This window comes from Roseateles subflavus (assembly GCF_030285365.1).
Lineage (GTDB): Bacteria > Pseudomonadota > Gammaproteobacteria > Burkholderiales > Burkholderiaceae_C > Roseateles_B > Roseateles_B subflavus.
This window is the reverse complement of sequence record NZ_JASVDS010000001.1, coordinates 543,754-567,843: the sequence shown is the minus strand read 5'-3', so window position 1 is coordinate 567,843 and position 24,090 is coordinate 543,754. Positions and strand designations below refer to the sequence as shown.

18 protein-coding genes are annotated in these 24,090 nt (G+C 72.2%); 14 read left to right on the top strand and 4 right to left on the bottom strand.

Features of this window, described 5'->3' with window-relative positions; translation table 11 throughout:
- Positions 1-11 precede the first annotated feature (11 nt).
- The 4 genes from QRD43_RS02650 to QRD43_RS02635 all read left to right on the top strand — a co-directional run bounded on the left by QRD43_RS02650 (position 12) and on the right by QRD43_RS02635 (position 6,794).
- Positions 12-2,084, top strand: a complete 2,073-nt coding sequence (locus QRD43_RS02650; RefSeq protein WP_285980920.1) for a GGDEF domain-containing protein — start codon at positions 12-14, stop codon at positions 2,082-2,084.
- Positions 2,081-4,192: a diguanylate cyclase gene (locus QRD43_RS02645; RefSeq protein ID WP_285980919.1), complete on the top strand. Its 2,112-nt coding sequence runs from the start codon at positions 2,081-2,083 to the stop codon at positions 4,190-4,192. The genes QRD43_RS02650 and QRD43_RS02645 overlap by 4 nt, the downstream gene beginning before the upstream one ends.
- Before the next feature lie 71 nt (positions 4,193-4,263).
- The gene (locus QRD43_RS02640) at positions 4,264-5,136 is read left to right on the top strand and encodes an MBL fold metallo-hydrolase (RefSeq protein WP_285980918.1); all 873 of its coding nucleotides are present in this window, start codon (positions 4,264-4,266) and stop codon (positions 5,134-5,136) included.
- Complete coding sequence (locus QRD43_RS02635; protein WP_285980917.1) at positions 5,133-6,794, top strand: SulP family inorganic anion transporter; 1,662 nt, start codon at positions 5,133-5,135, stop codon at positions 6,792-6,794. Before QRD43_RS02640 ends, QRD43_RS02635 begins: the two co-directional genes overlap by 4 nt.
- A 34-nt stretch (positions 6,795-6,828) precedes the next feature.
- Here the strand turns inward: QRD43_RS02635 and QRD43_RS02630 are convergent, their stop codons facing one another.
- Positions 6,829-7,485, bottom strand: a complete 657-nt coding sequence (locus QRD43_RS02630) for a LysE family translocator (protein ID WP_285980916.1) — start codon at positions 7,483-7,485, stop codon at positions 6,829-6,831.
- Between the two features lie 214 nt (positions 7,486-7,699).
- Here QRD43_RS02630 and QRD43_RS02625 point away from each other — a divergent pair, with 214 nt between their 5' ends.
- The 4 genes from QRD43_RS02625 to QRD43_RS02610 all read left to right on the top strand — a co-directional run bounded on the left by QRD43_RS02625 (position 7,700) and on the right by QRD43_RS02610 (position 13,253).
- The gene (locus QRD43_RS02625; protein ID WP_285980915.1) at positions 7,700-11,680 is read left to right on the top strand and encodes a two-component regulator propeller domain-containing protein; all 3,981 of its coding nucleotides are present in this window, start codon (positions 7,700-7,702) and stop codon (positions 11,678-11,680) included.
- A gap of 22 nt (positions 11,681-11,702) precedes the next feature.
- The gene (locus QRD43_RS02620) at positions 11,703-12,359 is read left to right on the top strand and encodes a glutathione S-transferase N-terminal domain-containing protein (RefSeq protein ID WP_285980914.1); all 657 of its coding nucleotides are present in this window, start codon (positions 11,703-11,705) and stop codon (positions 12,357-12,359) included.
- A gap of 61 nt (positions 12,360-12,420) precedes the next feature.
- Positions 12,421-12,954 (top strand): GFA family protein, encoded by a 534-nt coding sequence (locus QRD43_RS02615; RefSeq protein ID WP_285980913.1) that lies wholly within the window; start codon positions 12,421-12,423, stop codon positions 12,952-12,954.
- An 8-nt stretch (positions 12,955-12,962) separates the two neighbouring features.
- Positions 12,963-13,253, top strand: a complete 291-nt coding sequence (locus QRD43_RS02610) for a helix-hairpin-helix domain-containing protein (protein WP_285980912.1) — start codon at positions 12,963-12,965, stop codon at positions 13,251-13,253.
- Between the two features lie 12 nt (positions 13,254-13,265).
- Here the strand turns inward: QRD43_RS02610 and QRD43_RS02605 are convergent, their stop codons facing one another.
- Positions 13,266-14,780 carry an FAD-binding oxidoreductase gene (locus tag QRD43_RS02605; RefSeq protein WP_285980911.1) on the bottom strand — a complete coding sequence of 505 codons (1,515 nt, stop codon included), beginning with the start codon at positions 14,778-14,780 and terminating at the stop codon, positions 13,266-13,268.
- 164 nt (positions 14,781-14,944) lie between these two features.
- On the opposite strand from QRD43_RS02605, the gene QRD43_RS02600 reads away from it, so the two are divergent.
- From QRD43_RS02600 to QRD43_RS02580, 5 genes are all read left to right on the top strand, one after another.
- Positions 14,945-15,349, top strand: a complete 405-nt coding sequence (locus QRD43_RS02600; RefSeq protein ID WP_285980910.1) for a hypothetical protein — start codon at positions 14,945-14,947, stop codon at positions 15,347-15,349.
- Positions 15,350-15,458: 109 nt separating this feature from the next.
- On the top strand, positions 15,459-16,025 hold the full coding sequence (locus QRD43_RS02595; protein ID WP_285980909.1) for a GNAT family N-acetyltransferase: 567 nt from the start codon (positions 15,459-15,461) through the stop codon (positions 16,023-16,025).
- A gap of 43 nt (positions 16,026-16,068) precedes the next feature.
- Positions 16,069-16,464, top strand: coding sequence for a VOC family protein (locus QRD43_RS02590; RefSeq protein WP_285980908.1), 396 nt, complete (start codon positions 16,069-16,071; stop codon positions 16,462-16,464).
- Complete coding sequence (locus QRD43_RS02585; RefSeq protein WP_285980907.1) at positions 16,461-16,961, top strand: GNAT family N-acetyltransferase; 501 nt, start codon at positions 16,461-16,463, stop codon at positions 16,959-16,961. Before QRD43_RS02590 ends, QRD43_RS02585 begins: the two co-directional genes overlap by 4 nt.
- A gap of 70 nt (positions 16,962-17,031) precedes the next feature.
- Positions 17,032-18,168, top strand: a complete 1,137-nt coding sequence (locus tag QRD43_RS02580; protein WP_285980906.1) for an acyltransferase family protein — start codon at positions 17,032-17,034, stop codon at positions 18,166-18,168.
- A gap of 69 nt (positions 18,169-18,237) precedes the next feature.
- Here the strand turns inward: QRD43_RS02580 and QRD43_RS02575 are convergent, their stop codons facing one another.
- Both QRD43_RS02575 and QRD43_RS02570 read right to left on the bottom strand, forming a co-directional pair.
- Positions 18,238-19,926, bottom strand: coding sequence for an AMP-binding protein (locus QRD43_RS02575; protein ID WP_285980905.1), 1,689 nt, complete (start codon positions 19,924-19,926; stop codon positions 18,238-18,240).
- 296 nt (positions 19,927-20,222) lie between these two features.
- Entirely contained in the window at positions 20,223-21,530 is a 1,308-nt protein-coding gene (locus QRD43_RS02570) for a tryptophan--tRNA ligase (RefSeq protein WP_285980904.1), read from the bottom strand.
- Positions 21,531-21,789: 259 nt separating this feature from the next.
- Here QRD43_RS02570 and QRD43_RS02565 point away from each other — a divergent pair, with 259 nt between their 5' ends.
- Positions 21,790-24,090: a putative bifunctional diguanylate cyclase/phosphodiesterase gene (locus QRD43_RS02565; RefSeq protein WP_285980903.1), complete on the top strand. Its 2,301-nt coding sequence runs from the start codon at positions 21,790-21,792 to the stop codon at positions 24,088-24,090.

Sequence of the window (24,090 nt, the reverse complement as noted above, 5' to 3'; positions counted from 1 at the left end):
ACACGCCGTCGATGAGTACACGCCCACGCTTCGCTCCCAATCGCTGGTGCCTCCGCCTGGTCTGCGGAGTGCTCGCGCTCGGTCTGGCGGCCTGCCAGCCGGACGCGCGCACGGACGCCGCCTCGGTGGCCAGCCCGGAGGTGCTCGCCCGGCTGGACGCCCTGGACCCGGACCTGCGGCTGCGCCCGCGCGAGATCGACGACGAACTGCGCGAGCTGTCCGCACAGCAGCCCCCCGGCAGCGCCTCGCGACTGGCGGTGCTGGGCCTGCGCGCCGTCGTGCTGGCCCGGGTCGACGAGGCCGCGCGCTACGAGGACCTGCGCGAGCAGCTGGCCCAGTGGCCCGGCCGCGAGGATCCCCGCGTGGCCACCACGCTGCGCCTGACCGAGGCCGTGATGGAGGCCCGCCGGGCCGCGCTGTCCAACCAGGGCCAGAAGCTGCGCAAGATTCTCGGCATCCTGGACGAGATCGACGAGACCGGCCAGCCGCAGCGCCAGCTGCTGACGCTGTGGGAGATGCGCGCCGGCGTCTTCACCGAGCAGGGCGAGTTCGACAAGGCCCTGCGCGCCGGGCATCGCGTCCTCGAGCTGTCGGACGGCCCGATCGCCACGCTCACCCGCCGCGTGTACGCACGCCTGCAGCTCGCCGCCATCTACGCCGCGGCCCAGCAGTTCGACCAGGCCGTGAAGACGCAGGCCGAGGCCGAGCAGCTGGCCGCGGGCGACAAGCGGCCGCTGCTGCGCTACTTCGTGGCCGTCAACCGCGGCTCCATCTACCAGGACCGGGACCGCGCCATCACGGAGGCCGCCTCCCAGGCCGCCCTGGAGGCGGCGCGCGAGACGGGCTTCGACGATCTCATCGCCAACGCCCTGGCCAACCGCGCGGACGACTTCCTGCGCAAGAAGGAGTGGGCCAGCGCCATCGCGCTCACCACCGAGGCCGTCCGTCTGGCCCAGAAGCGCAACGACGTCTATGCCGCCGCCCTTGGCCGCCACAACCTGGGCATCGCGCTGATGCACACCGGCCAGATCACCCAGGGTCGCCAGGAGATCGAGGCCGGCTTCAAGCAGGCCGCCGAGGCGGGCGCGGCCACCGGCATGGACGCGCTGTACGAGGAGTACGGCCGCGCCCTGCAGGAGGTGGGCCTCACGCAGGACGCCGTCCAGGCCTACCTGAAGGAGCGCCAGTTCCGCCGCCAGCTCTACCGCGATGACCTGCGCAAGACCGTCCTCGAAGCCCAGGAGGCGCTGGAGGCCGACCGCCGCAGCCGCGAGATCGAGCTGCTCAACCGCGACATGAGCCTCAAGAACGAGCAGCTGCGCGCCAGCCAGCTGGAGTTCCGCCTGTGGCTGCTGATGGGCGGCTGCGTGCTGGCCGCCGGCGTGCTGCTCCTGATGGCCTACCGCCGCGTGCGCCGCACCAACATGGCCCTGCAGAGCACCAACGAGCGGCTCAAGGTGCAGAGCGAGCGCGACCCGCTGACGGGCCTCGCCAACCGCCGCCACTTCCAGGCCGCCATCCGCCAGCGCGAGGAGCAGGACCTGCTGCGCGGCAGCGTCTTCCTGATCGACATCGACCACTTCAAGCGCATCAACGACAACTTCGGCCACGCCGCGGGCGACACGGTGCTGGTGGACGTCTCGCGCCGCCTGCGCCAGGCCTTGCGCGAGGATGATCTCGTCGTGCGCTGGGGCGGCGAGGAATTCCTCATCGTGATCAAGTCCAGCGACCCCGTCTTCGCCCAGCATCTGGGCCAGCGCCTGCTGGAGGCCATCGGCGGCCAGGCCGTCGTGCACGAGCGCCACACCATCCCGGTCACGGCCTCCATCGGCTTCGCGAGCTTCCCCATCGAGCCTCACGGCGTGTCGCTGCACTGGGAGCGCGCCATCGACATGGTCGACACCCTCATGTACATGGCCAAGGCGCACGGCCGCAACAAGGCCTACGGTCTGCAATGGGCCGATGCGGCCGATGGCGATGCCCTCCTCGCGCTGTCCGAGCAGATGGAAGCGGCCTGGCACGACGGCAAGGTGCGGCTCTCGACGCCGGCCGGCCCGGCTCAATGGACGGAGCCCCGCCCATGAAGCGCCTGCCGTCCCCCGCCCGCCGCCTGCTGCCGCTGCTGCTGGCCCTGGCCGCCGGCACTGCCCTGGGCGCGCCGGCCGCCCCGGCCGTCCCCGCCACCGGCCCGCTGGCCGCGCCCGCCCCGACGCCGTCTGCCGCCCCGGCGCCCCTGAACCGCGCCGAGTTGCGCCGCGACGGCCTGCAGCTCATGCTCCTGGCCTATGACCGCCCGCAGGCGGCCGTCAAGGCCCTGCGGCCGATGGTGCAGAGCGCCCATGCGGCCGGCGATGCGGCCCTCGCGGCGGAACTGACCCTGGACCTCGCTGCCGCCCTCACCGCCGGCCAGGGTGCCAGCGAGGCGGAGGCCCTCGCCCGCGACCTCGATGCCAGCTTCCCCGGCCACGCCCAGCTGATCCGCGCCATGGTGGCCGAACGGCAGGACCATCCCCAGGCCGCGAGCGAGCTGGCCCGCAAGGGGCTGGAGCTGCTGCATCCGCCCTGCCAGTGGGAACACCGCGAGCCCGAGCTGCAGGAGAGCCTGGCCGAGGGTTGCGACGCCACCGCCACCTGGCTGGGCCTGCGCCTGATCGGCCCCGGCCAGCAATCCGTGGGCGCGGGGGCCTCTGCCATCGTCGTGTTCGAGCGCCATGCCGTGCTGGCCCGCCTGCTCAAGATGCCCGCGCTGCTGGCGCTGAGCCTGGGGCGCCTGTCCGTGGCCGAGCATGAGCAGGACCAGGCCGAGGCCGGCCGCCTGCATCTCGCCCAGGCCCTGCAGGCCGCCCAGGCGGACCTGCCCACGCTCGCGCGCATCAAGGTCTACGAGGGCGGCATCGCCGCCATGCGCAAGGACCGCGGCGCCCAGCTGCGCGCGCTGGAGGAGGCGCTCAGCCTCGCCCACAGCGCCGGCGCCCCCCGTGTGGAGGCCGTGGTACGGGCCAATCTGGCGGACTTCTACCTCAGCGCCCGCCAGCCCGACCGCGCGCTCGCCCAGGCCCGTCAGGCGCTGCCGGCGCTCGAGGAGTTCCAGGACCGGCGCATGGAGCGCATCCTGCGCCACAACATGGGCCTGGCGCTGATCCTGCTGCGCCAATTCGACGCCGCCCGCCAGGAGCACCGTCGCCTGGACGCCATGCAGCCCGAGCTCATCGGAGCGGCGGAGCGCAGCCACGAGTTCGACGAGCTGGCCGACGCCTGGGCGGAAACGGGCCAGTGGTCCGAGGCCCTGAAGGCGCTCGTGGCCGGACGCCAGCTGAGCCAGCAGGTCCAGGAAGCCTCGCGCAAGGCCCAGCTCGACGAGCTCAAGCTGCGCTACGACAGCGACCGCAAGAGCGCCGAGCTCACCCTGCTGCAGCGTGACGGCGAACTCCGTGCGCGCCAGGTGGCCAACAGCGTGCTGGCCCAGCGCGTGGGCATGGCCCTGGCCCTGCTGACGGTCCTGCTGCTGCCGCTGCTGGTGATGATGCTGACCAAGGTGCGCCAGGCCAATCGCCAGCTCAAGGCCAACGAGGCCCTGCTGCGCGCCCAGAGCGAGCGTGACCCGCTCACCAATCTCGCGAACCGCCGCCACTTCATGGCCGTGATGGAGCAGCATGCCGCCAGCACCTTCAACGGCGCCCTGCTGATGGTGGACATCGACCACTTCAAGCACGTCAACGACGAGCACGGCCACTCGGCCGGCGACGCCGTGATCTGCGAGGTCTCGCGCCGCATCAGCCAGGCCGTGCGGGAAGAGGACCTGGTCGTGCGCTGGGGCGGCGAGGAGTTCCTCGTCTTCGTCCCGGGCGTGCCGCCGGCCCAGCTGCAGCAGATGGCCGAGCGCATCCTGCACGCCGTCGGCAGCGAGACCGTGCAGTCACCGGACGGCCCGCTGCATGTGACCGTCTCCGTCGGCTTCGCCCACTTCCCGCTGCCGCCCACCGGGCTGTCCCTGCACTGGGAACAGGCCGTCAACTGGGCGGACATGGTGCTCTACACCGCCAAGGCCCAGGGCCGCAACCGCGCCGTGGGCATCGCCACCATCGACGCGCACGACACCGAGGCCCTGACGCAGATCCAGGCCGACTTCGACGCCGCCTGCATCTCCTCGCGGGTGCAGCTGCTGCAGGTGCTGGGCCCCGCCGCGCCCTGACACCGGAGCGCCGGGGCGGCCGAGCGGGGCCGACCCCGCCCTATACTGCCCCGGCCCCTTTCGGAGCCGCCATGCCCGACACCCCGATCCAGGCCCAGATCCATGCCTTCTACGATGCGGCCACCCACACGGTGAGCCATGTCGTGGCCGACCCCGCCACCCGCCGCTGCGCCATCATCGACCCGGTGCTGGACTACGACCCCAAGTCCGGCCGCACGGGCACGCTGAGCGCCGAGCTCCTCGTCGCCTGGGTGCAGGCGCAGCAGCTGACGGTGGACTGGCTCCTCGAGACCCACTGCCACGCCGACCACCTCAGCGCCGCGCCCTGGCTGCAGCAGCGTCTGGGCGGCCGCATCGCCATCGGCGCGAAGATCACCGAGGTGCAGCAGGTCTTCCGGCAGCTCTTCAACGACCCCGGCATCCCCACCGACGGCCGCCCCTTCGACCGGCTCTTCGAGGACGGCGAGCGCTTCGCCATCGGCAGCCTGAGCGCCGAGGTGATGCACACGCCGGGCCACACCCCGGCCTGCGTCAGCTACCGCGTGGGCGACGACGTCTTCATCGGGGACACGCTCTTCATGCCGGACTACGGCAGCGCCCGCTGCGACTTTCCCGGGGGTGACGCGGCCACGCTGTACCGCTCCGTCCAGCGCCTGCTGAGCCTGCCGCCGCACACGCGCCTGCATCTGTGCCACGACTACCCGCCGTCCAGCCGGCCCGCCTGCTGGATCAGCACCGTCGCCGAGCAGCGCGCCCACAACGTGCACCTGCACGAGGGCGTCACCGAGGCCGCCTTCATCGCACGGCGCCAGGCCCGGGACCGCCAGCTCGCGATGCCGGTGCTGCTGCTGCCCGCCGTGCAGCTCAATGTGCGCGCCGGCCAGCTGCCCGAGGCCGAGGCCAACGGCCTGCGCTACCTCAAGATTCCCCTGAACGCGCTGTGAATGCCCTGACGGCGCTGCGCGCCTACGCCCGGGGCCCCTGGCTGGACGACCTGGTCGCCGCGGCCGTGGTCAGCGTGCTGCTGATCCCGCAGAGCCTCGCCTACGCCCTGCTCGCCGGCCTGCCGGCCGAGGCCGGCCTCTACGCCAGCCTGCTGCCGCTGCTCGCCTACGCGCTGTTCGGCTCCAGTCCCTACCTGGGCGTCGGGCCCGTGGCCATCGTGGCGCTCATGGTGGCGCAGACCACGGGCGCCGCACCGGCCGGCTACAGCCCGGGGCAGGTGGCCGTGGTGCTGGCCGCGGAGACGGGCCTGCTGATGGCCCTGGCGGCAGCGCTGCGACTGGATGCGCTCGCCGCGCTGATGAGCGTGCCGGTGCTGCACGGCTTCGAGACCGGCGCCACGCTGGCCATCGCCATGAGCCAGCTGCCCACCCTGCTGGGCAGCCCCGCGCAGGGCTCCGAGCTGCCGGCGGTGCTGGCCAGCGCGGCCGGCAGCGGCTGGGACTGGCACGCGCCCACGCTGGGTTTCGGCCTGGCCGCCGTCGTCCTGCTCCTGCTGGGCCGGCGCCTGATGAAGGGGCTGTGGGGGCGCCTGGCACCGCTGCTGGTGCTGCTGCTCACGCTCGGTGCCGCCTGGCTGCTGCAGGCCCAGGGCCAGGGCGTGCGCCTGATCGGCACGCTGCCGCCGCTGCACCTGCACCTGATCGCGCCGCCGCTGGACGCCGCCCTGTGGCTCGCGCTGCTGCCCGGCGCCCTGCTGATCGCGCTGATTTCCTACGTCAGCAGCCTCGTCGTCGCCGAGGCCCTGGCGCGCCGCCGGGGCGAACGCGTCGATGCCCGCCGGGAGCTGGCGGGCCTGGCCGCGGCCAACGTCGCGGCGGCCTTCAGTGCCGGGCTGCCGGTCGCCGGCAGTTTCTCGCGCAGTGCGCTGCTCTACGACGCCGGCAGCCGGACCCGCATGAGCAGCGTCATGGCCGCGGTGCTCATGGGCGCCGCCGCCCTGAGCCTCGCCCCGGCGCTGGCATGGCTGCCGCGCAGCGTGCTGGCGGCCACCATCCTCGTCGCGGTGCTGTCGGGCCTGCAGTGGCGGCCCTATGTCGAGGCCTGGCGCTACGCCCGGGCCGAGGGCCTGCTGATGCTCGCGGTGACGCTGCTGGTGCTGAACGTCAGCGTGGCGGCGGCCCTGGGGCTCGGGGTGCTCGGCTCCATCGCGCTCCTGCTGCAGCGCACGGCCCGTCCGCACGTCGCCCTCGTGGGCCGGGTGCGGGGGACGGAGCACTACCGCAATGTCGACCGCCACGACGTCGAGTGCCTGCCCGAGGTGATGGGCCTGCGCATCGACGAGAGCCTGCTCTTCACCAACGCCCGCAGCCTGGCGGACGTCGTCCAGGCCCAGCTCGCCCAGCATCCCGGCACGCGGCGCGTGGTGCTGCAGATGTCCCCGGTGAACGGCATCGACTACAGCGGCCTGGAGGCGCTGCGCGAGCTGCACGATGGCCTCGCGCGCCAGGGCCGGCGGCTTGATCTCTCCGAGCTCAAGGGCCCGGTGCTGGACCGTCTGCGGGCCGCGCAGTGGGAACGGTGGTTCCGGGGCCGCGTCCACCTCAGCCATCACCAGGGCATGACGGCCGACCAGGCCGAGGACTGGATCAGCCCCTGAGCCAGCCGCCCGAGGGCCAGGGGGGCGAGGCCCGTCAGCGCGTCTCGTCCAGCGCCAGTCGCAGGCCGAAGAGCAGGAAGAGCATGCCGATGCTCCGGTTCAGCGCCGTGACCCAGGACACGGGCAGGCGGATGCGGCGGCTCGCACCGGCCGTGAAGGCGGCGAGGCTCAGGCACCACAGCATGCCGTTGAGGTCGAAGACCAGGCCCAGCACCAGGAAGGCCAGCCCCTTGTGGGACGCGTCCGCGCTGATGAACTGCGGCACGAAGGCCAGGAAGAAGAGCGCCACCTTGGGGTTGAGCACATTGGTCAGCAGGCCCTGGCGGAAGACGGTCCACAGCGGCAGCGCCGGGACGCTGGCGGCCGGCGCGGCGGCCTGAACGGCACCGCTGCGGCGCTGCCACAGCATCCCGAGGCCCAGCCACACCAGGTAGGCCGCCCCCATCAGCTTGATCACGATGAAGGCCGTGGCGGAGGCCGCCAGCAGCGCCGAGAGCCCCAGCGCGCCGGCCAGCACGTGCACCAGCGTCCCCGTGCCGATGCCCAGGGCCGCGGCGGCGCCGGCCCGCCAGCCGTGGCTGGCGCTGCGGCTCATGATCAGCAGCGAGTCCGGCCCCGGCGTGATGTTGAGCAGCAGGCCGGAGACGATGAACAGACCCAGGTCGTGGATGCCAAGGCTGGATGCAAGCATGGGGAACTCCTGAAGACCGCCAGCATAGCCTGCCGCACCGCACGGCCGCTTCGGGGGGACACGGTGTTGTGCCCGCTGGTCAGCGGCGCGGGCATTCGTTACCCTCAGGGCTGCTTTGTGCAGGGGTGGGCTTGTGGTTTCATGGCTTCGGCGAATGCAATGGTCAGCAGCCAGGCTTGCCCTGATCGCCGGCCTTTGCGCGGGTGCGGCCCTGATGCCCCCCCCGGGCCGCGCGGCCTCGCTTCAAGCCTTGCCCTTCACGGCGCTGAACTCCGGCAGCGGCCTGCCCAGCGACGCCGTGATGGTCAGTCTGCAGGACCACCGCGGCTTCGTGTGGCTGGGCACGACCAGCGGCCTCGCGCGCTACGACGGCCGGCACGTGCAGGTCTTTCCCGCGCGGCCCGAGCAGCCGGACACCCTGAGCCACCCCTTCATCCACGCGCTCCTGGACGACGGGCAGGGCACGCTGTGGGTCGGCACCAGCGACGGTGTCGACCGCCTCGCGCTGGCCACCGAGAAGGTCCGCCGCGTGGCGCTGCCGTCCGGCCTCGCGCTGCAGCAGCGCCGGACCGTCGGGATCGCCGCTCACGAGGGTTCGCAGCTGTGGGTGGGCCTCGTGGCCGGCCTGTACCTGCTGGACCGCCAGAGCGAGCAGTTCACGCGCTGGGAGCCACCGGCCGAGCTGGCGCTGGCGGACGAGCGGCTGCGCGCCTTCACCGCCGACGGGCAGGGCGGTGTGTGGTTCGCGCAGGGCGACTGGATCCTGCACGTGGATGCACGGGGCCAGCTGCGCCAGCGCCTGCGCGTGAGCGCCCACCCGTCGGCCGCCGGTCGCGCGCCGGCCCAGCTCCTGGCCCGCAGCCTGCTGGTGGACCCGGGCGGCCGTCTGTGGGTCGGGACGAGCGGCGGCCTGCAGGTGTGGACCCTCGATCCCGACGGCCTTGGCGTGCGCCCCGACGCGACGCTGTCGGCGCTGCCGGTGCCGCGCACCACGGTCTTCGCGCTCGCGCAGGACCGCGAGGGCGGCGTGTGGATCGGCCTGGGCGACCACCAGGGCCTGCTGCAATGGCGGGACGACGGCCAGGGCCTGCGCCGCTATCAGCACCAGCCCGCCGTGCCCGACAGCCTGGCCTCCGACAGCGTGGCCTCGCTGATGATCGACCGCGACGGCGTGCTGTGGGTGGGCAGCTGGGGCAAGGGCCTGAGCCTGGCGGACCTGCGCTCCGGCGGCTTCCTGCGCTACCACCATGTGCCCGGCGACGAGCGCAGCCTCAGCGGCGACTCGCCCATGGCCTTCGCGCCGGACGACGCCGAGCACGTTTGGGTGGGCATCTACGGCGGCGGGCTCAACCGGCTGCACCTTGCCAGCGGCGATGCGGAGCGCGTCCCCGCGTCCCAGCTGCCCTTGCGCAACATCAAGACCCTGCTGCGGGACCGCGACGGCCTGCTGTGGGTCGGCGGCGACGGCGGCCTGATGCGCTTCGACCCCCGCCAGCGTCGCAGCCAGGCCGTGCCGCTGCAGGCGGCCACGCCATCCGCGGCCTCCATCAGCGCGCTGGTGCAGGACCGCCACGGCCGCGTCTGGGCCAGCAGCGCCGGCGGGCTCTACCGCATCGAGGGCGGCGGCCAGCGCGTGCAGCGCTACAGCGCCCGCCCCGGCATCGACCACGCGCTGCAGCACGACACCATCGACTGCCTGCTGGAAGACCGCGAGGGCCGGCTCTGGGTGGGCACCAAGGGCGGGCTCTACCTCTACCGCCCCGACACCGACGACTTCGACTTCGTGCTCACGGCCGACCGCGTGCTGACGCAGCCGCAGAAGCTGGCGGTGCACGCGCTGCGCCAGGATGTGCGGGGGCGCCTGTGGCTGGCGGGCAATCAGGGGGTCTTCGAGCTGCGCCAGGACGCCGACGGCTGGCGTCTGAGGGACTGGTCCGGGACGCCCGGACTCGGTCCCGGCTCCTATGACGCGATGCAGGACACGCTGGACGGCGAGATCTGGCTGGGGGCCGACGACGGGCTGGTGCAGCTCGTGCCGGACCAGCAGCGCGCGCGCCGCTACCCGGGGCGCTCGCGCTTCGGTGGCGGCGTCAATTTCGGGGCGGCGGCCCGCGGCCCGGACGGCAGCCTCTTCTTCGGCAGCACCGGCATCATCCGCTTCCACCCCAGCCAGCTGCGCGACAACCCCCAGGCGCCCGGCGTGGTGCTGTCCGACCTGCGGCTGCACAACCAGAGCCTGCTGCCCGACGCCGCGGCGGCGAGCAGCGCGCAGCGGGTCGGCTCCAGCGCCAGCGTCAGCCTGCGCGACGTCGGCATCACCGGCCCGCTGCATGCCGCGCGGCGGATGCAGCTGGGGCACGAGGAGGTCATGGTCAGCTTCGAGCTCTCGGCGCTGCACTTCGCGGACCCGCGGCGCAACCGCTACGCCTGGCTGCTCGAAGGCTTCGACCGCGACTGGATCCAGGGCCGGGGCGAGCAGGCCATGGCCACCTACACCAACCTCGACCCGGGGCACTACCGCCTCGTGGGCCGCGCGGCCAACCCGGACGGCGTGTGGAGCGAGCAGCAGACACTGATCGAGATCGAAGTCCTGCCGCCCTTCTGGCGCACGTGGTGGTGGCGCGGCGGTGTGCTGCTCACGGTGCTGGCGATGATGGCCTGGGCCTACCGCTGGCGCATGGCCGCCCTGCACGCCGCCCGGCTGAAGCTGGAGGCCAAGGTGGCCGAGCGCACGGCCGAGGTGGTCGAGCAGGGGCGGCAGCTGCAGATCGAGAAGCACCAGGCCGAGGCCCAGCGCGAAGCCGCCGAGAAGGCGCGCCGCAGCATCACGCTGCTGAGCGAGATCGGCCGGGACATCACCGCCACGCGCGACCTCCCGACCATCCAGCAGACGCTCTACGCCCACGTCAGCGAACTGATGAATGCCAGCGTGTTCGGCGTGGGCCGGGTGAACTGGGAGGCCGGCGTCATCGACTTCGAGTTCGTGATGCAGGACGGCCAGCCCTTCATGCCCTACCAGCGCAGCCTCTCGGCCCTGGAGCAGCCCTCGGTGCAGTGCGTGCTGGAGACCCGCGAGCTGATGATCGACAAGTTCGCCCATGACATCCGCCGCCTGGACCAGCACGTGCGCCAGCGCAGCGGCCAGGACGAGGCCCGCCTGGCCGACGGCCGCCCAGTCAACGAGGCGCACTCCGGCATCTACGTGCCCATGCAGCTCAAGGGCCGCGTGATGGGCGTCATCGCCGTGCTCAGCGCCGTGCCCAAGGCCTTCGGCGTGGCCGACCTCGACATCCTGCGCACCCTGGGCGCCTATGCCGCCGTGGCCTACGACAACGCCGAGGCCTACCGGCGCCTGCAGCTGGCGCAGGATCGCCTGGTGGAGCAGGAGAAGCTGGCGGCGCTCGGGGCGCTCGTGGCGGGTGTGGCGCACGAGCTCAACACGCCCATCGGCAACAGCCTGCTGATGGCCAGCACGCTGCGCGACGCGAGCCGGGACTTCCTCCAGCGCGCCCAGGGCGGCGGCCTGCGGCGCAGCGAGCTGCAGAGCTTCTGCGAGGGCAGCGAGGCCTCGACCACGCTGCTGCTGCGCAGCCTGGAACAGGCCGCCAACCTGATCGCCAGCTTCAAGCAGCTGGCCGTCGACCAGACCTCGGACCAGCGCCGCCGCTTCGACCTCGCCCAGACGGCCGAGGAGGTGGTCATGACGCTCTCCAGCCGCATCCGCCGCGAGGAGCATGAGATGAGCCTGGACCTGCAGCCGGGCCTGGAGCTGGACAGCTTCCCGGGACCGCTGGGCCAGGTCATCAGCAACCTGGTGCTCAACGCCATGCTGCACGGTTTCGAAGGCCGCAAGGGCGGGCGCATGCGGCTGACGGCCCAGGCCCAGGGCGTGGACCACGTGCTGCTCGAGTTCACCGACAACGGCGGGGGCATCCCGCCGGAGCACCTGCGCCGCATCTTCGAGCCCTTCTTCACGACCCGTCTGGGCCAGGGCGGCTCGGGGCTCGGACTGCACATCTGCTACAACATCGTCCACACGCTGCTGGGCGGCAGCATCCGCGTGCAGAGCGTGATGGGCGAGGGCACGCGCTTCGTCATCGAGCTGCCCCGCGTCGCGCCCGCCGAAGGCGCCGAAGCCCCGCTGCGCCCGCCCGCACCGCCCGAGGAGGGGTGGGAGCAGGGCGGTGGGGTCTGAGCGACCCGCCCAAGGAGAGGCCATGCACGTTCTTTTCGGCTATCCCGGTTCCGGCTCCGCGGCCGTCGAGTGCGCCCTGACACGGGCCGGGCTGGACTTCGAGCAGCGCCAGGCCGCCTCCTGGGACCCCCAGTCCGATCGCGAGGCGCTGGCGCGCGTGAATCCGCTGCAGCAAATCCCCACCCTGGTCCTGCCGGACGGCACCGTGCTCAGCGAGAGCGCGGCCATCCTGATCCACCTGGGCCTGACCCATCCCGCCGCCGGCCTGCTGCCGGCGGAGCCGTCGCCGCGCGCGCAGGCGATGCGCGGCCTCGTCTACATCGCGGCCAACTGCTATGCAGCGATCAGCATCAGCGACTACCCCGAGCGCTGGCTGCGGGACGCGGACCCCGGCAGCTGCGAGCGTCTGCGCGCCGGCACGCGGGACCGGCTGCATGCGCACTGGTGCCTCTTTGCCGACACATTCGGTGCCCTGCTGCCACCGGCGGACGCAGGCCCGCAGCCGCCGCCCGATGCCCTGGCCCTGCTGGCGACGGTGGTGTCGCGGTGGTCCGGCACCCGCCCCTGCCTGGCCAAGGAGCGGCCGGCCTTCCTGGCGCAGCTGCAGCGCATCGAGCGGCAGGCGTCGGTGGCGGCCATCTTTGAGCGGCACTGGCCCGCCACGCCCGAGACCCCCTGAAACCCGCACCCACATGGCCGATATCAGCAGCAGGACCGCGATGGCCCCAGGAGCAAACGCCGTGAATTCCCCCCCTGCCTATCCCGTCGAGGGCGGCTGCGACTGCCGCGCCGTGCGCTACCGCGTGCTCGGCGCCCCGCTGTTCGTGCACTGCTGCCACTGCCGCTGGTGCCAGCGCGAAAGCGGCAGCGCCTTCGCGCTCAACGCGCTGATCGAGGCCGAGCGGGTCGAGTGCCTGGGCCTGGCGCCGGAGCTGGTGGCCACGCCCTCGGAAAGCGGTGCGGGCCAGCAGATCGCCCGCTGCCCGCAGTGCCGCGTGGCCGTCTGGAGCCATTACGCCGGGTCCGGCCCGCTGGTGAAGTTCCTGCGCGTGGGCACCCTGGACGACCCCGATCTGCTGCCGCCCGACATCCACATCTTCTGCAGCAGCAAGCAGCCCTGGTTCTCCTTGCCGCCCGGCGCGGTGGCCGTGCCCGAGTACTATGACCGCCAGCGGTACTGGCCGGCGGACAGCCTGGCCCGCGCCGAGCTGCTCGCCCCCCGCATCAAGGCCTACCAGAAGGCGCTGTGGGGCGATCCGGACACCCTCGTCTGACGACCCCCATGCATCCCGCCAAAGTCGATCGCCAGCGCCTGCGCCGCCTCACCGACCTGCCCAATATCGGGCCGGCCATGGCGGGCGACCTGCGGCTGCTGGGCATCCAGGAGCCGGCCCAGCTGAAGGGTCGCGACCCCTACCAGCTCTACGAGGCCCTGTGCCTGCGCACCGGCCAGCGCCACGATCCCTGCGTCATCGACGTCTTCCTCTCCGTCACCCGCTTCATGGACGGGCACGAGCCGCGGCCCTGGTGGGACTTCACCGCGGAGCGCAAGGCGCGGCTGGCCTCGCGCTGAGCGCGCCCGCCCTCAGGCCCTCTCCAGCGGCGCCAGGACGCCCTGAGGATCCACGGCCGCCTTGATCGCCCGCAGCCGCGCCAGGTTCGCGCCGAAGAAGGCCTCCGCCGCGCGGCCCTGCAGCGCGTTGGGGTAGTTCACGTAGGCGCCGCCACTGCTCCAGGGCTGCAGACGCTCACGCATGCCCTGCGCCCATTGCTCGGCCCCCGCCAGCGTGCTCTCGGCAGTGCCGCTGACGTACTCGCACAGGTACTGCGCGCTGAAGAGCGCCCGGCGGTGAGCAAAGGCCGTGGCGTCCGGCGCCACGCGGGCGATGGCGCCGCCCATGAGGTTCAGCACGACCACGCCCGTGCCCTGGCGCGCCGCGACCCCGGCGGCCAGCGCGGCAATGCCCGCGGCGTCCAGCGGCCGGTCAAAGAAGTCGGAGGCGGCCGTCATCGAGACCCGCCTCAGCAGGCCGCCCTCGCGCTGGCTGGGCAGATGGCATTGCGGCAGGCTGTAGCCCTGGCAGGCGCCCATCATCACCGAGCCGTAGCTGCTGGCCTGCCAGCGCTCGAACGACGGGGCGCGGCCGATGCGCTGCAGCAGGGCCGTCCAGACGGGCTGGAGCGCGGCGCTCTCGCCCGCGGCCACGCCCCAGATGCGGAACTGCGGGCTGCCTGCCGGCAGCACGAACTGCGACCAGATCGCATCCGGCAGCCCCTGGCCCTGCCAGTCCTGCCAGGCGGCGAACGCCGCGGGCAGCGCGTCCAGCGGGAAGTCGGCCTCGAACTGCTGCATCGGCCCCACGGCATGCGTGCGCAGGCGCAGTTGCGTGAGCACGCCAAGATGGCCGCCACCGCCGCCCCGCAGCGCCCAGAAGAGATCGGCCTGCTGCTGGGCGTCGCAATCCACCAGGCGGCCGTCGGGCGTGACGAGCTGGGCCCCGAGCAGCTGGTCGCAGGTCAGCCCCTCGGAGCGGTCGACGACACCGAAGCCGCCCCCCATCGCGATCCCGGCAATGCCCACGCTCAGGCAGCTGCCCGACGCGACGCTGCGGCCCAGCGGGAGCAGCGTGCCGTAGACGTCCGCCAGCGTCGCGCCGGCGCCCACCACTGCCACCTCCCCCTGCAGCTGCACGCTGTTCAGGGGACCGACGTCGATCACGAGGCCGCTCCCTGTCGAGCTGCCGATGTAGCTGTGCCCCCCGCTGCGCAGGCTCAGGGGCAGGCGTCGGGCGAGCGCATGCGCCAGCCCGGCCTGGACATCCGCCGCGCTCGCGCAGCGCAGCACCGCCTGGGGCAGGCGGTCGTCAAAGCGGGCGTTGGCCACGCGACGCGCCGTGTCGAAGGCCGCCTGGCCCGGCAGCAGCAGCGGGCCCTGCACCTGGCGCGCCAGGGGCTCCCAGTCGGCGGGGAAGGGGCTGGGCGTGGGGGTCGGAGGGGGCGTGGGGGTCGGCACCGAGGCGCCACCGCCGCCGCCGCATCCCGGCAGCAGCCAGGCGGCCATCGAAGCGCTCGTCCATGTCAGAGCCTGGCGTCGTTGCATGCGGTGTCTCCCCTCGTGGCGGCAGGTTGCCAATTTAATACCAGTCTAATACCAACAATGCCCACCCGTGCCGGGGTTAGCCCCGAGCTTGAAATGCCGACGGCGCTTGCTATCGTCGGGGCCACCGCCCGGCCCGTGCGCCAGGCGGACCACCGGAGACCCCCATGCTGAGATCCCTGGCGCTTGTCATCGGCTGCTATGTGCTGTCGGTGGTGCTGGTCCTGCTGACGGACCCCCTGCTGTCGGCCCTCTTTCCGGGCGACTTCGTCGCCGGCCGCATTCCCAGCACGCCGCCGCTGCTGGCCAGCACCGGCCTGTTCATCCTCATCTCCATCCTGTGCGCGTGGCTCTGCGCACGCCACGCGCGCTCGAACGCCTGGCGCCACGTGCTGTGGTTCCTGGTGCTGGGTGAGCTGATGGGCATTGCGGCCACCATCCCCAACTGGAGCCGCGGCTGGCCGCACTGGTACCAGCTGTCCTGGCTGCTGAGCTGGCCCGTGAGCTGCTGGCTGGGATGGCGCCTGGCCACCCGCGCGCAGACAGGTGCCGACGCCGAACCGGTGCCCTGAGCCCGCGTCCTTGCATCCGCGCCGCCCGCGCGGCGGACTGTGCGCTGGACGGCCATCCCCTCGCGCGGCGCTTCCCACACGACACCCGCATGCCTTAGCCTGCGCGGCCATGCACGACACCCCCGCCACCGCACCACCGCCCCGGCTCGTCCGCGCCCGGATGGACCTGCACGGCCCGGCGCTGCTGGCGCTCAACACCGAGTACCTCACCTGGGTCTTTGCGGAGATGGCCCGGCAGTTCGGCGCCCTGCCGGCCGCCCTGACCCAGCAGCCCGTGTCCGCCTACGCCGCCGCGATGCTGGACAAGGTCTGTGCCGACGTCCCCCCGGCCGGCTGCTTCTACCTGCTGGAGCGCCCGGGCGCCGGCGGCCAGCCCGCCACCATCGTCGGCATGGGCGGCCTGCGCCGGCTCGATGCCCAGCGCGCCGAGATCAAACGCCTCTATCTGCGGCCCGACGGGCGCGGCCAGGGCCTGGGTGCACGGCTGCTGGCACAGCTCATCGACGACGCCCGCGCCTTCGGCTACCGCGCGCTGTGCCTGGACTCCGCCCCCTTCATGCACGAGGCCCAGGCGCTGTACCGCCGCCACGGCTTCGAGGACGCCCCCGCCTATGCCGGCACCGAGGTGCCCGGGCCGCTGCAGTCGCAGTGGCGCTTCATGCAGCGGGCCCTGTGAGCCCGCCCCACCGCCGTTCCATCCATTCACCAGGGAGCATTCCATGATCGACCACACCGGCATCGTCGTCAGCGACTTCGAACGCAGCAAGGCCTTCTACCGCCAGGCGCTCGCGCCGATCGCCTACCAGCTGCTGCTGGAGTTCCCGGCCGCCGTCACCGGCCACACGGACGTCGCCGGTTTCGGCGAACCGCCCAAGCCGGACTTCTGGATCAGCCGCGGCACGCCCAATCAGCCGCCCCTGCACATCGCGTTTCGCGTGAACACGCGGGCGGAGGTCGACGCCTTCCATCGCGCCGCCCTGGCCGCCGGCGGCACGGACAACGGCGCCCCCGGCCTGCGCCCCCACTACCACCCGGACTACTACGGCGCCTTCGTGCGCGACCCGGACGGCCACAACATCGAGGCCGTCTGCCACGCCCCGGAGCAGGGCGCGTGAGCGCCTGCCGCATCCGCCTCGCCGGCCTGGACGACCTCGACACCCTGGCGCCGCTCTTCAATGCCTACCGGCAGTTCTACGAGCAGCCGGACGACCTGGCGCTGGCCCGCGGCTTTCTACAGCAGCGGCTGCAGCGGGGGGAGTCCGTCGTGCTGCTGGCCGACGCCGGCACCGACACTGCCGAGGGTGCCGCAAGAAGCCTCGGCTTCTGCCAGCTCTACCCCAGCTTCTGCTCGGTGGAAGCCGAGCCCATCTTCACGCTCTACGACCTGTTCGTGACGGATGACGCGCGCCGCCTGGGCGTCGGGCGGGCCCTGCTGCGCGCCGCCGAGAGCCTGGCGCTGGAACGGGGTGTCGCCCGGCTGGACCTCACCACGGCGCGCAGCAACCACCGCGCGCAGGCGCTGTACGAGTCGGAAGGATGGGTGCTGGACGAGGTCTTCCTGGCCTACCAGCGCTACCCCGGCGCCCCCCGGCCGGGGCTGAAACGAGCGTAACGCGCCGAGGGCGCGGCCCGGCGCGGACGGCTCGCCACAATCCGCAGCCTCGACCTTCCGCCCCTCTGCCATGAGCCCCTCCCGCGCCCCCGGCCTCGACACCCTGCGTGCCCTGGCCATCATCCTGGTCTTCAGCTATCACTACCGCGTCTTCGTGAGCGCCACGCCGGACCTGGGCTGGCTCTCCAACGTCGGCTGGTCTGGCGTGGACCTCTTCTTCGTGCTGAGCGGCTACCTGATCGGCGAGCAGCTGATGGCCGGGCTTGCGCGGGGCGAGACGCTGTCGCTGCGCAGCTTCTACGCCCGCCGCGCGGCGCGCACCTGGCCCCTGTTCTGGCTCGTGCTGGCCGCCTACTTCCTGCTGCCCGGCGTGCTCGGCGGCCGGGAGCCCCCGCCGCTGTGGCGCTTCCTGACCTTCACGCAGAACATCGAGCTCACGCCCGGCACGGCCTTCTCGCATGCGTGGTCGCTGTGCGTGGAGGAGCAGTTCTACCTGCTGCTGCCCCTGGTCCTGCTGGCCGCCCGCGCGCTGCGCCTGAGCCGGCGACAGGCCTGGCTGGGCATCGCCGGGCTCACGCTGGCGGCCATCGCCTGGCGCAGCCACCTGTGGACGCTGTACGGGCGCTCGGAGGAGGAGATCATCGGCTACTACCAGCACATCTACTACGCCACCCTCGGCCGTGCCGACGAGTTCCTGCCGGGCCTGGCCGTGGCGCTGCTGCAGCACGGTCATCCGCAGCAGTGGGCGCGGCTGATGCGGCAGGGCCGGCGGCTGCTGGTGCTGGGCCTGGCCGCCGTGGGCCTCATGTGGACCGTGGCGGTCCAGACCTACCGCATCCCGGACGTCGGCTGGGGCTACTTCATGACGGGCTTCGGCTACAGCGCCATGGCCTGGGCCTACGCGCTGCTGCTCGTCGCCTGCCTGGCGCCGGGACATGCGCTGTCCCGCCGTTCACTGCCCGGGGCGCGCTCGCTGGCGCTGTGGTCCTATGCCATCTACCTGACCCACAAGCCGCTGGCCCATGTGATGCAGCCGCTGCTGCAGGGCTGGCCGGACTGGGCCGCCTTCGGACTCACCGCGCTGGCGAGCGTGGCGCTCGGGGCGGCGCTCTATCACGCCGTCGAGCGTCCGGTGATGCGCTGGCGGCAGCGGCGCTGGCCGAGCCAGTTCCGGCCGGCCGCGCCGCTGGGGGCGAGGACGGCCTGAGCGTCAGACTGGGCGTCCGCCTGGAAGACGGCAGGGGAGACGGCAGTTGGGCCGCCCCGCGGTCGGTGATCAGTCGCCGAAGATGATCTTGCGGCGCTCTTCCACCCAGGCTTCCAGCTTCGGGCCGAAGACCTCGTCGACGCGGTTGCGGCGCACCTTGAAGGTCGGCGTGATGAAGCCGTTGTCCACCGTCCAGGGCGTCTTCACGAGGATCAGGCAGTCCAGCTGCTCGTGGGGGTCCAGGCGGGCATTGATGTCGTCCAGGTGCTGCGTCAGCTGGGCCATGAGCTGCTGGCGGTCGGCGTCGGTGCCGCTGCGCTGCGCGGCGTCCGGCGAGAGCATCACGATGCCCACCGGCTGGCCGAGGTTGGCGCCCGTCACGGCGCAGGCCTCGACGGCCGAATGCATGGTGAGCTTGTCCTCGATGGGCGCCGGGGCCACGTACTTGCCCTTGCTGGTCTTGAACAGGTCCTTCACGCGGCCGGTGATGCGCACGAGGCCCTGGGCGTCGATGCTGGCCTTGTCGCCGGTGTGCAGCCAGCCGTCGGCGTCGAGCACGTCGGCCGTCATGGCCGGCTCCTTGTAGTAGCCCAGCATCACGGCCGGGCTGCGCATGAGCAGCTCGCCATTGCTCGGGTCGATGCGCAGCTGCACGCCGTCATAGGCCGGGCCCACGGTGCCCGTCATGTCGACGCCCGGCTTGGTGATGTTGCTGATCGCAAGGTTCTCCGTCATGCCGTAGCCCTCGTTGACGGGCAGGCCGATGTGGCGGAACCAGTTCAGCAGGGCCACCGGCATGGGTGCGGCACCGCCCGCGGCGATGCGGCACTGGTCCAGGCCCAGCGCCTTCCTGAGCTTCTTGCGCACCAGGCCGCCGATGATCGGCAGGCTCAGCAGCAGGTCCAGCTTCTTCTGCGGCATCTTGGCCTGCACGCCCTGCTGGAACTTCACCCACAGGCGCGGCACCGAGAAGAAGATCGTCGGCCGCGCACGGCAGACGTCGGCGTTGAAGGTGTCCAGCGACTCTGCAAAGTAGACCTGCATGCCGGTGCGCAGCCAGCCGTGCTCGACCAGCACGCGCTCCACCACGTGGGCCAGCGGCAGGTAGGACAGCAGGCGGTCCGAGGCGGACATCGGGAAGCGGCCCAGCGCGGCGGTGAGCGCCCAGGCGAAGTTGCCGAAGCTGTGCATCACACCCTTGGGATGGCCGGTGGTGCCGGAGGTGTAGATCAGCGTGGCGAGATCGCCCGCGTTGCGCATGACCTGGCCCTGCAGCGGCGCCGTGCGGGCGACGATGGCATCCCAGCCCTCGTAGCTCTGGCGGGCGTCGTCGGGCGAGAGGGCATAGCTGATGCAGGGCAGGCCGGCCGGCACGCCCGGCTTCATGCCTTCCCAGCCGTCCAGCTTGCCGATGAAGCAGGCGCGGGCCTCGCTGTGGGTGAGGATCTGCTGCACGGTTTCAGCCGCCAGCGTGGGATACAGCGGGACGGAGACGTAGCCGGCCATCCAGATGGCCAGGTCGCTCATCAGCCACCAGGCGCAGTTCTTGGACAGGATCGCGACCTTGGAGCCCTCGGGCCAGCCCTGCGACTTCAGATGCGCGGCCATGCGCCGGACCTGGTCGGCCACCTCGGCCCAGGTGAAATCCTTCAGCTCGCCGCCGCCCATGGGCTGGGTCAGCGCCACCCGGGCGCCGGCTTCGCGCTCCCAGCGGTAGAGGCACTGGAGGGCCAGGGTGTCAGGGGCGATGGCGCTCATGGGGGAGTCTCCTGCTATTGATCGATGTGTCGAGCTTGATAGCAAAGACTAGCTACCAGCCCGCGATCAGCCTAGCGGGTTTGTTCGCACTTGTTGTGCGGAAATAGCTGAGCTCAGGGCCGTCCTGCAGTCTTTGTGCACACATCGTGCGTCAAAAGACGCGGCGACGCCTGATGCCAGCATCGGACCACTTCCCTGGGCCGCCCCTCTGGACAGGTCTCTCTAAAAAGACGCGTCCGGGCGTGCTCGCCGCCGCCCCCGGACCGCGGGACGCACTGCCGTTCAGGCGCTGTCGGTCAGGCGCTCTCGGCCGCCATGAGGGCGGCGAGGGCCTCGTGCAGCGCGGCCTCGGCCAGCCCTTCGGCCCGCTGCACCGGCGCCTCGGCCAGGGCGGCCACGCCCTCGCGCTTGAGCCGCGCCACCCACTGGCCGGCTTCCTTGCCTTGCGCAAAGCCCTGGCTCTGCAGCAGCAGCTGGCCGTCGGCGGCGTTGAGCTTGAAGTAGAACTGGCCGTCCGCTTCGCGGTACTGCTTGAAGACCGGCAGCGCCGACTTCGCCTTGGCCACGGGGGCGGCGGCAGTCGCCAGCGCCTGGAAGCGACGCAGGCCCACGGCCTCGCGCAGGCGCGCCAGCAGCGGCGCCGCGATGGCGCGGGCCTTGGCGGCCCCTTCCTGCAGGATGAGCTCGATGCGCTCCGGATTGGCCATCAGCTGCTCGTAGCGCTCACGCATCGGGCCGATCTCGGCATCGATCTGCGCGAAGAGGCGCTGCTTGGCCTCGCCCCAGCCCAGGCCGGCGCGCAGCTCGGCGCGGAAGGCGGCGCGCTGCTCGGGCGTGGCAAAGGCATCGAAGAGCTGGACCAGGGTCGTGCCTTCCGGCTCCTTGGGCTCGCCGGGCAGACGGGAGTCGGTGACGATGCGCGCGATGGCCTCCTTCAGGCCCTTGGCACCGCCCTCGAAGAGCGGCACGACGTTGTCGTAGCTCTTGCTCATCTTGCGGCCGTCCAGGCCGGGCAGCAGCTCCATCTCGGCGTCGACCTGCGCCTCGGGCAGCACGAAGAAGTCCTCCCCCTTGCCGAAGAGGTGGTTGAAGCGCTGCGCGACGTCACGCGCCATCTCGATGTGCTGGACCTGGTCCTTGCCGACCGGCACGCGATGCGCGTTGAACATGAGGATGTCCGCGGCCATCAGGATGGGGTAGCTGTACAGGCCCATGGTGACGCCCGCGTCCGGGTCCTCGCCGGCCGCCACGTTGGCGTCGACGGAGGCCTTGTAGGCATGGGCGCGGTTCATCTGGCCCTTGGAGGTGACGCAGGTCAGCAGCCAGGTCAGCTCGGGGATCTCGGGGACGTCGCTCTGGCGGTAGAACACCACGCGCTGGGTGTCCAGGCCGGCGGCCAGCCAGGTGGCGGCGATCTGCAGGCGCGAGCGCTCGATGCGGTCCGGCTCGTCGCACTTGATCAGCGCGTGGTAGTCGGCCATGAAGAAGAAGCTCTCGGCGCCGGGCTCGCGGCTGGCCGCGATGGCCGGGCGCACCGCACCCACGTAGTTGCCAAGGTGCAGGGTGCCGGTGGTGGTGATGCCGGTGAGAACGCGCTGGGTCATGGTGGGCGTCGGTTTGCTGTCGTGCGGGGCGCCGGGGCGCCGGGAGGGGGCTATTGTCACCGCTTGCCGCCGCGCCGGCACGACAGGTCGCGGCAGCTAGCCCCGGGCCGGGTCGTCGCGCAAGCCCCCGGACATGCGATGCCTCTCGCAAAGCAACAGTCGCCTCAATCCGCGGCAGCGAATGGCGTTACAAACGCTAGCATCCGACAAACATCCGACAGACGGTCCCTCGGAAGAAGGGCACGGGGAGCCTGCGCCCATGAGCTTGCTGGTGCTGTTGAGTTCATTTCTGGAGCTGATGCTGGGCATCACGCTGCTGGCGCTGTGGCGGCTGAACCCGCGGCACGAGCATGTGCGGCTGTGGGGACGCAGCGCCATCCTGCTGGGCATGGGCCTGGCTCTGGGCGTCGGGATGGCGCCTGTGGTGGGGCCCGGGCCGGCCTTCGATGTCCTGGCCGGCCTCGCTTCGGCGGCCGTGATGACCTCGCTGTACCAGCTGATGAAGGGCAGCGCGCTCTATCGCCGCCGCGCCTGGTCCGGACGCTTCTGGGCCGGCCTGCTGGTCGCCATGAGCGTGGCGATCGCCGGGCTGGCGCTGCAGCACAAGCCCTGGGGCGTGGCCTTCGCGGGGGCGGTGCTGTGCCTGGGCAACCTCGTCTGCGCCCGCTGGATCGGCTGGACCCCGCGCCGCGCCGAGCGCGTGATGAGCCTGCTCTTCGTGGCCTCCGCCGCGGTGCATGCCACGGGGCCCTTGCTGCATCCGCTGAGCCAGTCCTCCATCACGCACGCCAGCGGCCTGATCGTCCAGACGCTGCTGAGCCTCACCCTCATCATCGTGGCCGCGGCCGGGGCCCAGCGCGAGGCCCGCGACCAGGCGCTGCGCTTCACGCGCCTGGCCGAGCACTCGCTGCAGGGCCTCGCCGTGATGCGCGACCACCGTCTGCTCTACGCCAACCCGGCCGCCCTGCAGATGTTCGGCTTCCCCAGCCTGGCCCACGCCCGGCAGAGCGACGTGCTGCAGGAGATGGTGCTGCCCGAGCAGGCACCCACGGCGAGAGAGCGCCACGCGCGGGTGATGACCGACCCCGACGCCCGCATCGAATGGGAAGGCCCGCGCCTGACGCAGGACGGCCGCCAGCTGTACCTGCGCGGCCTCTCCAGCCAGATGATCTGGGACGGCCAGCCGGCCGAGCTGATCGTGATGCTGGACGAGACGGCCCGCCACGAGGCGCTCGAGGCCCTGACGCGCCAGGCGCTCTTCGACGAGCTGACCGGTCTGCCCAACCGCAACCACGCCGTCCAGAGCCTCGAACGCCTGACCGCGGCCGGCACGCCGCTGCTGCTGCTGTCGGCGGACGTCGACCGCTTCCAGCTGATCAATGAAACCCTCGGTCCCGAGTTCGGCGACCGACTGCTGCATGCCCTGGGCCAGCGCCTGCTGGCGCACATGCGGCACAGCCCGCATCCCTCCAGCGTCAGCCGGCTGGGCGAGGACCAGTTCCTGCTGCTCGTCGAGGGCCTGGAGGCGCCCGCGCAGGCCGAGATCCTGGCGCGCAAGCTGCTCGAGGCCACGCGCCTGCCCCTGCGCCTGGACGAGCAGGAGCTGACGGTGCACCTCTCCGTGGGCCTGGCGCTCTCCCCGCGCGACGGCCGCGACGCCGCCACGCTGCTGCGCGCCGCCGAGTCCGCCATGCATCGCGCCAAGCAGATTCCCGGCAGCGCCTTCGCGCTCTTCGATCCGCAGCTGGACCGCCGCGCCAGCTCGATGCTGCAGGCCGAGCAGCTGCTGGACAAGGCCGTGCGGGCCCGCGAGTTCCAGCTGGTCTACCAGCCCAAATTCCACTGCGGCAGCCGGCAGCTCAGCGGGTTCGAGGCCCTGGTGCGCTGGCAGCGGCCGGACGGCCAGCGCATCAGCCCGGCCGACTTCATTCCCGCGGCCGAGCGCACCGGCCAGATCCTCGCCCTGGGCGAGCTGATCATCGACATCGCCCTGCAGCAGATCCGCCAGTGGCACCAGCAGGGCCAGGTCCTGCCCGTGGCCATCAATGTCTCGCCGGTGCAGTTCACCCACCCGCGATTCGCGGACCGGCTGCTGGAGCGCCTGGCCCAGAGCGGCCTGCCGCGGGGGCTGCTGGAGATCGAGATCACCGAGTCCGCCGCGATGACGGAGCTGGACGAGGTGCTGCGCCAGCTGGAGCAGCTCGGTGCCGCGGGCGTGCCCTGCGCCATGGACGACTTCGGCACCGGGCAGTCCTCGCTCACGATGCTGCGCAAGCTGCCCATCCGCACGCTGAAGCTGGACCGCAGCATGGTGGAGCCGCTGCCGCGCCCGGAGGCGGCGGCCATCGTCGAGGCCACCTGTGCGCTGGGCCGCAGCCTGAACCTGGAGATCGTCGCGGAAGGCGTGGAAACCGAGGAGCAGGCGGCCGCGCTGGAGCGCCTGGGCGCCACCCATCTGCAGGGCTATCTGCTGGGCCGGCCGCTGGAGCCCGCCGCCGCCACGGCGCTGCTGCAGCACCGCGGCGAGGACCGGCCGCGCCAGACGCCGGCCGTCCACTGA

What these genes read in the sequence shown, in the direction of transcription:
- QRD43_RS02650 (WP_285980920.1), top strand. Translation starts at nt 12, where the DNA reads ATGAGTACACGCCCACGCTTCGCTCCCAATCGCTGGTGCCTCCGCCTG.
- QRD43_RS02645 (WP_285980919.1), top strand. Translation starts at nt 2,081, where the DNA reads ATGAAGCGCCTGCCGTCCCCCGCCCGCCGCCTGCTGCCGCTGCTGCTG.
- QRD43_RS02640 (WP_285980918.1), top strand. Translation starts at nt 4,264, where the DNA reads ATGCCCGACACCCCGATCCAGGCCCAGATCCATGCCTTCTACGATGCG.
- QRD43_RS02630 (WP_285980916.1), bottom strand. Translation starts at nt 7,485, where the DNA reads ATGCTTGCATCCAGCCTTGGCATCCACGACCTGGGTCTGTTCATCGTC.
- QRD43_RS02625 (WP_285980915.1), top strand. Translation starts at nt 7,700, where the DNA reads ATGCCCCCCCCGGGCCGCGCGGCCTCGCTTCAAGCCTTGCCCTTCACG.
- QRD43_RS02620 (WP_285980914.1), top strand. Translation starts at nt 11,703, where the DNA reads ATGCACGTTCTTTTCGGCTATCCCGGTTCCGGCTCCGCGGCCGTCGAG.
- QRD43_RS02610 (WP_285980912.1), top strand. Translation starts at nt 12,963, where the DNA reads ATGCATCCCGCCAAAGTCGATCGCCAGCGCCTGCGCCGCCTCACCGAC.
- QRD43_RS02605 (WP_285980911.1), bottom strand. Translation starts at nt 14,780, where the DNA reads ATGCAACGACGCCAGGCTCTGACATGGACGAGCGCTTCGATGGCCGCC.
- QRD43_RS02600 (WP_285980910.1), top strand. Translation starts at nt 14,945, where the DNA reads ATGCTGAGATCCCTGGCGCTTGTCATCGGCTGCTATGTGCTGTCGGTG.
- QRD43_RS02595 (WP_285980909.1), top strand. Translation starts at nt 15,459, where the DNA reads ATGCACGACACCCCCGCCACCGCACCACCGCCCCGGCTCGTCCGCGCC.
- QRD43_RS02590 (WP_285980908.1), top strand. Translation starts at nt 16,069, where the DNA reads ATGATCGACCACACCGGCATCGTCGTCAGCGACTTCGAACGCAGCAAG.
- QRD43_RS02580 (WP_285980906.1), top strand. Translation starts at nt 17,032, where the DNA reads ATGAGCCCCTCCCGCGCCCCCGGCCTCGACACCCTGCGTGCCCTGGCC.
- QRD43_RS02575 (WP_285980905.1), bottom strand. Translation starts at nt 19,926, where the DNA reads ATGAGCGCCATCGCCCCTGACACCCTGGCCCTCCAGTGCCTCTACCGC.
- QRD43_RS02570 (WP_285980904.1), bottom strand. Translation starts at nt 21,530, where the DNA reads ATGACCCAGCGCGTTCTCACCGGCATCACCACCACCGGCACCCTGCAC.
- QRD43_RS02565 (WP_285980903.1), top strand. Translation starts at nt 21,790, where the DNA reads ATGAGCTTGCTGGTGCTGTTGAGTTCATTTCTGGAGCTGATGCTGGGC.